The following is a 226-nucleotide window of genomic DNA, read 5'->3' on the forward strand; positions in this document are numbered from 1 at the left end:
CCTCGGACACGCTGTCGGGCCCGGCTTGAACGCCCTCGGCATCCGGATCCGTGTCGATCTGGAGCTGCGGCTCGCTGTCGGCCTCCACGGTGAGGGACACCGTGGCGGTGCTGGTGTCGCCGTCGGCATCGGTGATGGTGTAGCTGAAGCTGTCGGCGCCTTCGGCGCCGGCATTGGCCTGGTAGGTGAAGGTGCCGTCACCGTTGTAGGTCACCGTGCCCTTGGC

1 protein-coding gene is annotated in these 226 nt (G+C 68.1%); it reads right to left on the minus strand.

What is annotated here, in order from left to right:
* On the minus strand, window positions 1-226 hold a 226-nt coding region (locus ACGTNF_RS04305; RefSeq protein ID WP_394600584.1), incomplete at both ends, for a cadherin-like domain-containing protein.

This window comes from Halomonas sp. B23F22_10 (assembly GCF_043496975.1).
GTDB lineage: Bacteria > Pseudomonadota > Gammaproteobacteria > Pseudomonadales > Halomonadaceae > Halomonas > Halomonas smyrnensis.